11 protein-coding genes are annotated in these 13,830 nt (G+C 44.4%); all 11 read left to right on the top strand.

The window, feature by feature from the left end; all coding sequences use genetic code 11:
- Positions 1 to 106: 106 nt before the first annotated feature.
- The 11 genes from MADE_RS06310 to MADE_RS06260 all read left to right on the top strand — a co-directional run bounded on the left by MADE_RS06310 (position 107) and on the right by MADE_RS06260 (position 13,782).
- Complete coding sequence (locus MADE_RS06310; RefSeq protein ID WP_012517837.1) at positions 107 to 1,960, top strand: DUF885 domain-containing protein; 1,854 nt, start codon at positions 107 to 109, stop codon at positions 1,958 to 1,960.
- Between the two features lie 108 nt (positions 1,961 to 2,068).
- Positions 2,069 to 2,626, top strand: a complete 558-nt coding sequence (locus MADE_RS06305; protein ID WP_012517836.1) for a sigma-70 family RNA polymerase sigma factor — start codon at positions 2,069 to 2,071, stop codon at positions 2,624 to 2,626.
- A complete protein-coding gene (locus tag MADE_RS06300; protein WP_012517835.1) occupies positions 2,619 to 3,323 on the top strand; it encodes a DUF3379 family protein in 705 nt (234 codons plus the stop codon). The genes MADE_RS06305 and MADE_RS06300 overlap by 8 nt, the downstream gene beginning before the upstream one ends.
- A gap of 347 nt (positions 3,324 to 3,670) precedes the next feature.
- Complete coding sequence (locus MADE_RS06295; RefSeq protein ID WP_232363103.1) at positions 3,671 to 5,488, top strand: GGDEF domain-containing protein; 1,818 nt, start codon at positions 3,671 to 3,673, stop codon at positions 5,486 to 5,488.
- A 115-nt stretch (positions 5,489 to 5,603) separates the two neighbouring features.
- Positions 5,604 to 7,109 (top strand): sodium/proline symporter PutP, encoded by a 1,506-nt coding sequence (gene putP / locus MADE_RS06290; RefSeq protein WP_012517833.1) that lies wholly within the window; start codon positions 5,604 to 5,606, stop codon positions 7,107 to 7,109.
- A 254-nt stretch (positions 7,110 to 7,363) separates the two neighbouring features.
- Positions 7,364 to 8,278 (top strand): sulfate adenylyltransferase subunit CysD, encoded by a 915-nt coding sequence (gene cysD, locus MADE_RS06285; RefSeq protein WP_012517832.1) that lies wholly within the window; start codon positions 7,364 to 7,366, stop codon positions 8,276 to 8,278.
- The gene (gene cysC / locus MADE_RS06280; protein ID WP_012517831.1) at positions 8,278 to 8,874 is read left to right on the top strand and encodes an adenylyl-sulfate kinase; all 597 of its coding nucleotides are present in this window, start codon (positions 8,278 to 8,280) and stop codon (positions 8,872 to 8,874) included. Before cysD ends, cysC begins: the two co-directional genes overlap by 1 nt.
- Positions 8,874 to 9,665, top strand: coding sequence for a 3'(2'),5'-bisphosphate nucleotidase CysQ (gene cysQ, locus MADE_RS06275; RefSeq protein WP_012517830.1), 792 nt, complete (start codon positions 8,874 to 8,876; stop codon positions 9,663 to 9,665). The genes cysC and cysQ overlap by 1 nt, the downstream gene beginning before the upstream one ends.
- Before the next feature lies 1 nt (position 9,666).
- Positions 9,667 to 11,082, top strand: a complete 1,416-nt coding sequence (gene cysN, locus MADE_RS06270; protein WP_012517829.1) for a sulfate adenylyltransferase subunit CysN — start codon at positions 9,667 to 9,669, stop codon at positions 11,080 to 11,082.
- 16 nt (positions 11,083 to 11,098) lie between these two features.
- Complete coding sequence (locus MADE_RS06265; RefSeq protein ID WP_012517828.1) at positions 11,099 to 12,823, top strand: SLC13 family permease; 1,725 nt, start codon at positions 11,099 to 11,101, stop codon at positions 12,821 to 12,823.
- Between the two features lie 254 nt (positions 12,824 to 13,077).
- Entirely contained in the window at positions 13,078 to 13,782 is a 705-nt protein-coding gene (locus MADE_RS06260) for a YIP1 family protein (RefSeq protein WP_012517827.1), read from the top strand.
- Positions 13,783 to 13,830 lie beyond the last annotated feature (48 nt).

Raw genomic sequence — 13,830 nt, 5'->3', positions numbered from 1 at the left:
GAGCATGGCTTAAACAACATTTTGTGTTTAAAACAGCAACACGGCTCAAAAACTTTCCATCGTTTTTGACTAAGCAAAACAATTAAATAAACGCGACGGGGCTTAAATGAAAAAAACACTGTTAAAGCTAACGCCAATAGCGCTAGCCATTACCACTTTAACGGCTTGCTCACCAGCAAGTGAAACCGCTAAAACCGCACCAGAACCTATAAAAACTGAAAAACCTGCTGGGCAGTCTGAGTCTGAGCGGCTAAACGCATTCTTTGAACGTACTTTTGAAGAAAACCTCAAGCGCTCCCCTCTTTTTCAAAGCTATCTTGGCAAAAAATGGGACTACGATAAATGGGACGACATCAGCGAAGAAGAAGCCGATGCCCGCCTAGCTATTGCCAAAAATCGGCTTGAGAAGCTAGAGAGTTTCGATACAAGTAAACTTAATGAACAGGAAAAGCTAAGCCTGAGATTATACAAATTAGGCATCGAACGAGACTTAGCAAACGACGAATTTAGGCATCACCGCTATATCGTGCATCAGTTTCGCGCAGCTCACACACAAGTTCCCAGCTTTCTTATCAATATTCACAGCGTAAACAGCAAAGAAGACGCGCAAGCGTACATTGGTAGATTAGACAATGTACGCACGTACTTTGACCAAGTCATCGACCAGATGAAAATTCGCGAAGAAGCCGGCGTTTTCCCTCCTGCCTGGGCATACGATCAAATGATTGATGCATCGAGAAACGTCATTACGGGGGCGCCGTTTGATTCAAGTGAAACGCCTTCTACTATTTGGGAAGACTTCCAGAATAAGGTTGAAAGCCTTGAGATCCCTGATGCGGAAAAAACAACGCTTTTAGGGGAAGCGAAAGCGGCACTTGTTACGTCAGTCATGCCTGCCTATGAAAAATTTATTGAAGAACTCGCCCACCAGCGTGAAGTAACGCCTGAAGGCGACGGTGTATGGCGTTTACCTGATGGTGATAAATGGTATCAAAATCGCCTTAATTGGTTTACCACGACCGATCTAACCGCTGAAGAAGTTCACCAAATCGGTTTGGAAAACGTTGAACGTATTCATAACGCCATGCGTGAGATTATGGATAAGGTAAGCTTCGAAGGAACACTTCAAGAGTTTTTCGTGTTTATGCGCGAAGATGACCAGTTCTATCTCCCTTCAACAGATGAAGGAAGACAGCAATATTTGGATATGGCAAAAGCCGCCATTGACGAAATGAGAGAAGCCATTCCAGAGTATTTTGGCATTCTTCCAGAAGCGCCTATGGTTGTTAAGCGCGTAGAAGCGTTTCGTGAACAATCGGCCGGTAAGGCGTTTTACCAAAGTCCTGCGCAAGACGGCAGCCGCCCGGGTATCTACTATGCCAATTTGTTCGATATGAAAGCAATGCCTACCTATCAACTTGAAGCACTCGCATATCACGAAGGTATTCCCGGGCATCACATGCAGCGCGCTATCGCACAAGAGCTTGAAGGTGTTCCTCAGTTTCAGAAGTTTCTTAGTTTCACGGCGTATACCGAAGGCTGGGGGCTATATACCGAAGAACTGGCAAAAGACATGGGATTTTATGAAGACCCCTACTCTGATTTCGGCCGGTTAGCGATGGAGTTGTGGCGTGCTTGCCGTTTGGTGGTAGATACAGGCATACACGCAAAGAAATGGTCGAGAGAGGAAGCGGTAGATTACCTTGTTAAGAATACCCCAAATCCTGAATACGACGCGCAAAAAGCCATTGAGCGCTACATTGCCATGCCAGGACAAGCGACCGCTTATATGATTGGCAAGCTAAAAATTATGGAGCTAAGAGAGCGTGCTCAAAGTGAACTTGGCGATAAGTTTGACTGGAAAGGCTTCCATGATGAGATTTTGAAATACGGTCCAGTGCCGCTTTCCATTCTCGAAGAAAACATCAATACCTGGATAGCCATGCAAAAAAATAAGTAGCGCTATTCACTACTTTTTAGCTTTACCTAAAAAAACGCGTCTTTCGTTTAGCGAAATGACGCGTTTTTTATGCCATAGTGAAAAAGATTTTAGTTTTCGGCTTTTTTTATGCGCACGCGAAATAAAACCGGTAATGGTCAGGTCTTATCGGGTATGAAAGCAAAACACCAAAGATATGAAGCGCTTGTAAAAGCCTTTCACGCAGATATTTACCGCTATGCGTTCTGGTTAATCAAAGACCAAAGCATTGCCGAGGATGTTGTGCAAGAAACTTTCTTACGCGCTTGGCGCTCGCTTGATGCCCTTAATGATGAAAAGGCGGCAAAGTCATGGCTAATTACTATTCTTCGCCGAGAAAACGCTCGCCGGTTTGAGCGCAAGCAATTCGATACCGTTGATATCGACGATGTGCATATTCAAGACGACACCCAACATGCTGATGGCGATCTTAAAAATAGGGAGTTACAGCGCTTGTTAGGAGGCTTGAGTGTGGAATATCGCGAACCGTTAATCCTACAGCTAATCTTTGGGTTTAGCGGTGAAGAAATTGCTAATCAACTTGGGCTTAACAAAAATACGGTTATGACTCGGCTATTTAGAGCGAGGAATCAACTCAAAGAGGCGTTAGAGAAACAAAATGAACAGAGAGGTCGTATAAATGGATGAATTAGAATTTAGGCGTCGAATCTACGCCGATCCAGAAACGACTGACAGTGATGTTGTAGAAGCGGCCAAAGCGGATGAGAGCAAGCGTAGTTTCTGGAATGAACAAAAACAGTTAGACAAACAGTTTAAGCAGGCGCTAAAAGTTGAGGTGCCTGATGATTTAGCCAGTAAATTAATTTGGCAGCAGTCAGCTGATGAGTTCACCCGATATAAGCGCAGAAGCCGCTGGTATGTGGCGATGGCAGCATCTGTGGCATTCACAATAGGCATTGGCTTAACAATGTGGTATCACCAGCCACTTAGCATTGGCGGTCAAGCGCTTGCTCATATGCAATATGCGGAAATGGAACATGCTCACTCACTGCTTCCGGTAGATTTAAATATGGTCAATGCAAAACTCGCGAGTTTTGGGGGCAGTTTAAGCGAAATGTTAGACGGCGTAGAGGTTGCTAATTATTGCCACTTAAGCACGGTGAGAAGCCTGCACCTCATTGTTAATACCCCGCAGGGAAAAATGTCGGTTTTTGTGGTTCCACAAAGAGGTGATATCAGCGTGCCTAGTGAATTTGAGGACAGCCAATATCACGGGGAAAGCATCAAGATGCGACGCGCTAATGTAATGGTAGTGGGTGATAAAGGCGCCGACCTAAGTGAGATGAAAAAAGCGGTTTCAGAAAGAATTCAGTTCTCTGCCTAACTTTTGACAACGCTGGTAATTCGTTCCAAAAAAGTGCTTATCTTATGCACTTCCCTTCTTCGGCCCACTCGGGCCGATTTTTTTACCCAAAATTAAGATGAAACGTTAAACGATAAACTTTATACTTTCGGACTAATGTTAAAACGCTCGTTTTAATTCAAATAAACATTCCGCTTATCCGCAGTTCAGAGGTAGCAATCACAATGAGCGCTTGGTGTCGTTTTGCAAGGCTAGTACTTTGCCTACTAATCACTACAAATATTTGCTTTACCGCATATGCACGAAGTCTCGATTCCTCTAATGCACTAAGGTTAAAGAAACTTGAAACCTATAGCCATGTTACTGCTGTGGCAATTTACAATTGGAATGAAGATACTGAAATAGACAACCGACAGATTGTATCTATGTTAGAGAGTGCGGGCATTCAAAATGATGATTCCAGTGAAGGCATTATTTTCAGGCACTTACTCGCCACAGGAACCGCAAAAGAAACGGTTAAGCCCCGCCTTCCAATCTATGTAAAGCACCCGCTTTTAAAAGAGCATTGGGAAGAGTTAAAAGTACTCAATGCCAAACTATTTTCCGCGGCAAAGGCCTATTATATCTATGCTAGAGCAGTAAACGACTTTGACGGTTCAGCACAACGAATCACCACCACAGTCCCAGCACTTAGACGTTTAAAATTAGAAGCTTTAGATACCGGTGATAGAGTCGCTACAGCAATCGCCAGTATCTGGTTATCAATGGAGCTTACTTTAGCAAGTCCAATACAGGCCATTAATGAGATTGAATATGCACTTGCTTACTTACCCACGCGCTCTTCAACTCTTTCTTTGGAAAATGCGTTAGATAGCTCGACTGCTCATCAATGGCTTCGTGTTTCTTACACAGAGCTATCGGTGCCTAGTAGAGCTTATTTTCACTCAATGAAGGTTATAGAAGAAAGAAACCGAAATGATGAGTTTGTAACATGGGCATACTTTACCGCGGTTGACTCTTTACTACTTCAAGGTAAATACGAAGAAGCCTTGCTACTGTCAGATAGAGCTCTGGAACACGTGAAAAATCGAGATTCAGAACACGAGGTTTTCTTAACCTTATATCAAAAGCTAAGGGTGCTCCTAACGGGTTTTAGATGGCAGAATAAAAACGAAATACATACTATTGTAAAAAAGATGGATGCGATGGATTTAGATAAGGTTAAATCCAGAGCTGAAGAGCTTTTTTACCTTTACCAATCTTATAAAGCTATTGCTGAAAACGACAAGGAACGGCTTTCTGCAGCAAGTGAAAAATATAAACAAGTGATGCTCGACACCCTGCCCTCAACTGGGTTTAAAACTAAACACTTATTAAGTATAGAACTCGAACTTTCGAGACTTTACGACATCGTGGGCGACTATGAAAAGGCCTATAAACATACCAAAGCCTACAATCAGCTTTTAGTTAAGAAAAATACCGAGCAGTTTAAGCTTTCATCTCCTTCGCTCACCGATGGTATAGCAAGAAATATTGCGTTGGCACGCTATCGCCAGCAAGAGCTTGCTGCACTTCGCGATGAAAAAATCGGGCTGTCTACCGATAAAGAAGCCATGAAAACAACCATTTTCGCATTGATAACGACCATTTTAATTATTCTGGCGCTATGGTTGTGGATTGCTAAACGCCAAAGCGACACGCTTGCTGAGCGAGACTCACTAACCGGCGCATTAACACGCAGAGCGATGCTTAAAAGCCTTAAAAAAGCATTAAAAAGTGACAGCACATCCTGTGTTGCGCTGTTAGACGTAGATAACTTCAAAAAAATTAACGACAAACATGGGCATTTAGTAGGAGATGAAGTGTTAACAACGCTTACTCGAACTATCCAAAAACGAATTCGTAAATCAGACAAGCTTTGCCGATACGGTGGCGAAGAGTTTTTAATTTACTTCTCAGACACGGATCAACAATCAGCCAAGCGCATACTTGATGAACTTAACGCTAGCTTATCTCGTCAAAAGCTGTGGAGCGGAACCGACCAAAAATTTTCAGTCAGCTTTTCTTCTGGCCTTCTAGATGTGAACGGAGAAACAAACTTAGACACAATTATCAAAGCCTGTGACGACCTCTTGTATAAAGCAAAACGCGAAGGCCGTGCTCGCGTTGCCGCTTTCTCATTTTAAATTAGCCCAAACTTTTTCAACACGTAACCGTATAGAAAACATGCAAGGTCACTGACAGACGTAGAGACTCTACGTCATAGGTGTTAGCATGAGAGAAAAAACATAGGGAATTTATATGGCTACTGGCACGATAATCTCGTTGGGTTTGTATTTTGTGGTAATGTTGGGGATAGGGCTTTTCGCCTATCGGCAAACAGATACCAACGTTGAGGGCTACATGCTTGGCGGCCGCCAACTTGGTCCAGCGGTAACCGCACTATCAGCAGGTGCATCAGACATGAGCGGTTGGATGCTTATGGGCTTACCGGGCGCAATGTATGTTTCCGGACTCTCGGCTGGCTGGATTGCAGTGGGGTTGACCTTAGGCGCTCTTGCTAACTACATGTTAGTGGCACCACGTCTTCGCGTTTACACCGAAGTTGCCAATAACTCGATTACCCTGCCCGATTATTTCGAAAATCGCTTTGCCGATAATTCTCGCATGCTACGCGTTATAGCGTCAGTGGTTATCGTTATTTTCTTTACCCTATATACCTCTTCGGGCGTAGTCGCAGGCGGCAAGTTATTTGAAACGTCATTTGGCCTATCGTACGAAGCTGGACTCTATGTAACCGCAGGCGTTGTAGTGGCCTATACCCTGGTGGGCGGCTTTATGGCAGTGAGCATGACTGACTTTGTTCAGGGCTGCATTATGTTCGTGTCGCTTATTATGGTCCCTGCTGTTGTTATCAGTGAATTAGGCGGCCTAGGTGCCTCAATCGACGCGCTAGATAACATCAACCCCGCGTTGTTTGACGCCTTTATGGATGCATCTTCCAATGAAGCGCTCACTGTTATTGGGATAATTTCTCTTATGTCTTGGGGGCTAGGCTATTTCGGTCAGCCGCATATCATTGTGCGCTTTATGGCTATCCGCTCGGTTAAAGACATCCCTACAGCCCGCAATATCGGCATGAGCTGGATGATCGTATCTATCATCGGCGCGTTAATGACCGGTTTATTTGGGTTAGCTTATGTTACCGGTAACGGCAATGACATTGACCCAGAAACCGTCTTTATTTATCTCTCACAAATTTTATTCCACCCGCTAGTGGGTGGGTTCTTACTTGCCGCCATTTTGGCCGCGATAATGAGCACTATTTCTTCTCAGCTATTGGTAACATCTAGTTCATTAACCAGTGACTTCTATCAAGCTTTCTTGCGCCGCGATGCATCGGACGGCGAGCTAGTTATAGCGGGTCGTGTGAGCGTTGTGATAGTCGCACTAGTTGCTATCTACCTTGCCTATGATAGAGACAGCACTATCCTAACCCTGGTGAGTAATGCGTGGGCAGGCTTTGGTGCCGCTTTTGGTCCTTTGGTATTATTTAGCTTATTTAAGCGGGAAATGACTCGTCGCGCCGCACTAGGTGGAATGATAGTAGGTGCAGTTACCGTATTACTTTGGATTTACCTTCCTATTGAAATTGGCGGCCAGCCCTTAGGCGACTGGATGTATGAAATCGTACCGGGCTTTATACTATCTAGCTTAACAATTTTAATTTTAAGTAAATCAGGTACCCCACGAGAGGGTGTTGTAGATACCTTTGATGCGTTTCAAGCTAAACTTGACGAGAGATAACGCACCTTGAACTTTTAAAAAAACAGCATTTAAAAGCCCTGTTTAGGTAACTAAGCAGGGCTTTTTTCTTTTTCCCAGGCCTTTAAATAACGGCTTATGCTTCATTTGCATGACACTTTTATTTAAAGGAATAAGATAGCTATTTTAAATAGCAAAATCGCATACTACTTTTTAATTTAAATATGTTATCGTTCTATGCAGAAAAATAACCCGCATATAACTTTTTTATATATAACATAAATTCGGACTTCAAAATGACTGCTAGTATCCCGTCTGTAACGCATTTGAAACAACTCGAAGCCGAGAGTATCCAAATTTTCCGTGAAGTGGCTGCTGAGTTTGAAAACCCAGTAATGCTTTACTCTGTAGGAAAAGACTCTTCTGTATTGCTTCACCTTGCTCGTAAAGCCTTTGCGCCAGGTAAAATTCCTTTCCCACTCCTTCACGTTGACACCACGTGGAAGTTCGGTGAAATGATCAAATTCCGTGATGAGCAAGCAGAGAAGCATGGCTTTGATTTGCTTGTTCACATTAATGAAGAAGGTGTTGAAGCTGGCGTTGGCCCATTTAGCCACGGCTCAGCAAAACACACGGATATCATGAAAACCCAAGCCCTTAAGCAAGCATTGAACAAATATAAGTTTGACGCTGCGTTTGGTGGTGCCCGTCGTGATGAAGAAAAATCACGTGCAAAAGAGCGTGTTTACTCATTCCGCGACAGCAATCACCGTTGGGACCCGAAAAACCAGCGTCCAGAGCTTTGGAATATCTACAACTCGCAGGTTAACAAAGGCGAAAGTATCCGCGTATTCCCAATGTCTAACTGGACAGAGCTAGATATCTGGCAATATATCTACCTGGAAAATATCGATATACCACAACTTTACCTTTCTAAGCCTCGCCCAGTTGTTGAGCGTGACGGCATTCTTATTATGGTTGATGACGACCGTATGCCTTTAGAAGAAGGTGAAGTACCAGAAATGCGCTCTGTGCGATTCCGTACCCTTGGCTGTTACCCACTAACCGGTGCCGTTGAATCAGAAGCAGCAACCCTTCCTGAGGTTATTCAAGAAATGCTGCTTACCAAGACCTCTGAGCGTCAAGGCCGCGTTATAGACCATGACAGCGCGGGCTCTATGGAGAAGAAGAAAATGGAAGGGTACTTCTAATGGCCACAGACAACGTCGTTTGGCACAAACACGAAGTCAACAAGACCACCCGCTCTGAGAAGTTAGGTCAAACACCTCGCGTGTTTTGGCTTACCGGGTTAAGTGGTTCTGGTAAATCTACGTTAGCTAACTTGCTTGAGAAAAAACTTCACGAGCAAAATAAACACACGTACCTGTTAGATGGCGACAACGTACGTCACGGGTTATGTGGCGATTTAGGTTTTAGCGACAAAGATCGGGTTGAGAACATTCGCCGCATCAGCGAGGTCGCCAAGCTTTTTGTTGACGCTGGAACCTTGGTACTGACTGCGTTTATCTCTCCGTTTAAAGCTGACCGCGATTATTGCCGCAGCTTAATGGAAGAAGGCGAGTTTGTAGAAGTGTTTGTTGATACCCCGCTTGAAGTGTGCGAAAAGCGCGACCCGAAAGGCTTGTACAAAAAAGCACGTAGCGGCGAAATCAAGGACTTCACTGGTATTGATTCAGCGTACGAAGCGCCTGAAGCACCAGAAGTACACCTAACATATCAGGATGAACCGGCAGAGCAAACCGCTGAGCGTTTGTATGCTTTGCTTCAAGAAAAGGGATTGGTGTAATGACACAGCCTATTAATTCTCTTGCACAGAAAGTGCTGACTATCGCTAAAGAAGCGGGCGATAAGATAATGGCGATTTACGAGAAAGATTTTGCCATTTACGAAAAGCAGGATACCAGCCCATTAACTGAAGCTGACCTTGCCGCGCACAACGTTATTGTAAATGCCCTTGAAGCGGAGTCTGATCTGCCAATCCTTTCTGAGGAATCAGCAGATATTTCGTGGGATGAGCGCAAGACGTGGTCGTCATACTGGCTGGTTGACCCGCTAGACGGCACCAAAGAGTTTATTAAGAAAAACGGTGAGTTTACGGTAAACATTGCACTTATCGAAAACGGTAAACCGACTATGGGCGTAGTTTATGCGCCAGCACTCAACAAAAGCTACGTAGGCATTGTGGGTGACGGTGCATGGACTGAAGTAGATGGTGAATTCACCGCTATTTCTGCACGCAAGCACGACGGTGCAGAAGTGTGGAAAGTGGTAGGCAGCCGTTCTCACCAAAGCCCTGAAATTCAAAATTTATTGGCACAGCTTGATGGTGATACTGAGCTAGTGGCGATGGGCAGCTCACTAAAGCTTTGCTTAGTGGCCGAGGGCGATGCACACCTTTACCCTCGTTTAGGCCCAACGTCTGAATGGGATACGGGTGCTGCACATGCAGTCGCATTAGCGGCGGGTGCGAACGTGACCGTACTTGACCCTGAAAATCCATTAGATGACAACGCTGACGCTCTTACCTATAACCAAAAAGAGTCTGTGTTAAACCCCTTTTTCCTTGTGAGCGCATAACATGAACAATGAAAACGAATTATTGAGACAGGACATTCTGTCTTACCTAGAGCAACACGAAAAGAAAGACATGCTACGTTTCCTTACTTGCGGTAGCGTAGATGACGGTAAGAGCACCTTAATTGGTCGCTTACTTCACGATTCAAAAATGATTTATGAAGACCAGCTTGCTGCAATCACTAAAGACAGCAAAAAAGTTGGGACTACGGGCGAAAAAGTAGACCTTGCATTACTTGTAGACGGTCTTCAATCTGAACGTGAACAAGGTATTACGATTGACGTAGCATACCGCTACTTCTCTACCGACAAGCGTAAGTTCATCATCGCTGACACGCCAGGGCACGAGCAGTACACCCGCAACATGGTAACGGGTGCGTCTACTTGCGACCTCGCCATCATTCTTGTTGATGCTCGTGGCGGCGTTAAAGTACAAACTAAACGTCACTCGTTCTTAGTTTCTCTTCTCGGTATTAAGCACGTTATTGTTGCTATCAACAAAATGGACTTAATGGATTATTCAGAAGAGGTCTACAAACAAATTCAAGAAGACTACCTGAAGTTTGCTGAGCAGCTTGATATTCCTGACATTCAGTTTGTGCCTATTTCAGCATTGGAAGGCGACAACGTGGTAGGTAAAAGCGAAAAGACCCCTTGGTTTGACGGCACGCCACTAATGGAAATGCTAGAAAACATTGAAATTGGTGAAGACGATAACCTTGAAGATTTCCGCTTCCCAGTTCAATACGTTAACCGTCCTAACTTAGATTTCCGTGGTTTTGCGGGTACCGTGGTATCAGGCCAGGTAGCGCCAGGTGATGAAGTGACTGCCCTACCTTCTGGTAAGAAATCAAAAGTGAAGCAAGTCGTTACGTTTGAAGGCGACCAAGAGCGTGCTTATGTGCCTCAAGCGGTTACGCTAACCCTTGAAGATGAAATTGACATCTCTCGTGGCGATATGATTGTAAAATCAGACAACTTGCCGCTGCTTAACACGCAGTTTAAAACTCACCTTGTGTGGATGTCTGAAGAGCCGCTAATGCCAAACAAGCAATACTTGTTTAAGTTTGCGACCAAATCTACGCCTGGCGTTGTGGCGCATATCGATAACCAAATTGATGTGAATACCCTTGAAGAAGCTGATGCAATGCACCTAAACCTTAACGAAATTGGTGTAGTTGACGTTAAGTTTACACAGCCTGTAGCGTGCGACCCGTACAAGCGCAACCGCCCTACTGGTTCATTTATCGTTATCGACCGCTTAACCAATGGTACAGTGGGTGCGGGTATGATCATCGACGAAATTGCCGGTGACGCACAGCATACATCGCCTAACTTCTCTGAGTTTGAGCTTGAATTCAATGCGCTAGTACGCAAGCACTTCCCGCATTGGAACTCTGTGGACATCAGTAAACTATAAGCAGGACTGGAGCATTATGGATGTGACCCAGTTCATCGTACTGGCAATTTTTGCCGGTACGATATGCGCGCTGATTTTGACCCGTCAGCGCCCTTCTACTGTATTTTCAGGTGCAGTATTGGCTTTACTGGTTACCCAGCAGTTATCTCTTGATGACATCTTGCTAAATTTAACAAACAAGGGCCTTATCACCCTTGTTTTGTTGCTTTTAGTGAGTAGTGCTATTGATAAAACCGCTTTGATTAAGCGACTTGGTAGAAAGTTAGTTAGCGCTAATTTCACGCAGTCCTATTGGCGATTATTTTCGTTAACCTTTGTCTCTTCTGCGCTGTTAAATAACACCGCAATTGTGGCAAGTCTTATTGGTCCTATTAAACAGAACCAATATCACCCTGCATCACGACTACTCATTCCGCTTTCTTACGCCGCGATACTCGGTGGTACGGTTACCCTAATCGGGACTTCTACTAACCTTATCGTTGACAGTTTCTTACAAGAACACGGACACCCTGGTTTCAATTTCTTTGATTTCACCCTGTATGGCACCGTGGCCGGTCTTACCTGTGGCTTACTTATGTTTATGCTATTGCCTTTGCTGCCCAATATTGGCAACAAAAACAATAACTATCACGAGTATATGGTTGAAGCTGAAGTTGAACCCGGATCTGAGCTAATTGGCAAGACTGTTGAGCAGAACCACCTGCGAAACCTTCCTGAGCTCTTTCTAGTGGAAGTGGTACGCGATGGCAATTTAATCTCTCCCGTGGGCCCTGACCTGGTTATCTTAGAAGGCGATAAACTGATCTTTTCTGGCAATGTACAAAAGCTCGATAACTTAAGCCATATTAAAGGGTTAAGTATGTTCGCTGAGTCAGACGGCGTGTTGCGCGAAAGTTTAACGGAGGTCGTTGTTGCCAACCGTGCGCAGGTTATTGGCCAAACCATTAAAAAACTTGGTTTTAGAGCACTGTTTGATGCCGCTGTAGTAGCCATTCGCCGCGATGGCGAGCAACTTTCTGGCAAATTAGGCGAGATCAAACTGCAGGCCGGTGACTTTTTGCTACTGGCGACGGGCCCCGATTTTGCCACCCGTCAAAATTTGAATAAAAACTTCTTTATTCTGTCAGAGCAAAAGATCGCTCGCCCGCTTACGAATAAACAGGAGTGGATCACACTCGGTGGCTTTCTTACTACTGTTTTATTGGCAGCTGCAAACGTTATCTCACTTGCCATTGGGCTGCTGTTCTTGGCCGCAGTACTTATTGGGGTAAGAGTAACGTCGAACGGCGAAATGAAGCGAAATCTACCGCTTAACCTCATTGTTGTCATTGTTGGAGCCTTAAGTTTAGCCACTGCTCTTGAAAACTCGGGCGTTATAATGACAATGACAGAGGCATTAATGCCTGTGCTGTCTGGTACCAACTGGTTTATTGCGCTAGTGATTATTTACTTAATTACGCTGTTGTTAACCGAGTTTGTTACCAATAATGCGGCAGCGGCCTTGATGTTCCCTTTTGCCTATGGCCTTGTGCAGATTATTGGCGCGCCTCTTATGCCATTTGCGTTGGCCGTCGCCTTTGCTGCTAGCGCGAGCTTTATATCGCCTTTCGGATATCAAACTAACCTGTTGGTTTATAATGCCGCCAACTACCGGTTTTCACATTTCATAAAAATAGGCCTGCCTATTTCCATTGTATACAGTTCTATCGTACTTACTTTATTGAATGTGACTTACCTTTAGTTGCGATAAATAAGAGGAGCCAAGGCTCCTCTTATTCGTTGTGCTTTTCGTGTAGGTACAATGAGTTACCTATTCCGTATCAACTATATTCACTTTCTCTTACAAAAAACCTCTCTAATCAGAATCTTGTGCTGTACAAGGTCTTTAGCCCTCAGTAATCTATATCGCTAAGATTATAAAACTAAACCTACAGCGTTATTGTTCAGCGATAGCGTCACACTGTGTTCGAGCAACAAAACTATAAGGAGCAAGGGATGCATAACGTATCGAACCCTTTCCAAGCGTGTAACGATATATTTTTTAAACCGAACGGCGTATTTAAGGCCGTGGGTGAACACAATAACTGGAGTTGGATGCCCTTTATTTTGATTATGGCTATTTCTCTGGTTTCTCAATATCTCTACGTTAACTTTGTTGATATTGAATGGTTTGCTGAAATGAACATTGCAGCGCAAGGTGACATGAGCCCGGCAGAAGAAGAGCAAATGAAAGCTTTCTTCACCAGAAGCGCGTTGCTTTGGTCATCGGTTATTGGTGCTTTCTTTATCCCTATTGTTATCAATGCCGTTTACGCTGTTTACGTAAACCTTGCGACCCGTTCTGACGACAGCCATGTATTTGGCTTTACAGACTGGTACGGCTTTGCATGGTGGTTATCTATGCCTTACGTATTAACCGGGTTAGTGGGGGTAGCGCTTTTGCTCTTTACCGGCGATCACCAAGTTGCACCTTCTATCTTGTCACCGGCTTCTTTAGGTTTTATTGCCAGCATTCCGATGGACTCTCCGTGGTATGCCTTCGGCCAAGCGGTAAGGTTAGAACTGTTCTGGGGAATTTACCTTGCAACGGTAGGTATTACTCAATGGACCTCGTTTTCTCTTAAAAAATCGGCGCTCATTGCCAGCGCGCCTTATTTAATTATCTACAGCATTTGGCTGCTAGCGCTGGCTGTCTTTTAAGTCACGTCTTTACTAGTGATGCTGCGCTCTAGTCATTCTTTTTGATAC

It is taken from the genome of Alteromonas mediterranea DE (assembly GCF_000020585.3).
Lineage (GTDB): Bacteria > Pseudomonadota > Gammaproteobacteria > Enterobacterales > Alteromonadaceae > Alteromonas > Alteromonas mediterranea.
Note: the sequence above shows the minus strand (reverse complement) of the source record. Positions and strands in the feature narration are given on the sequence as shown.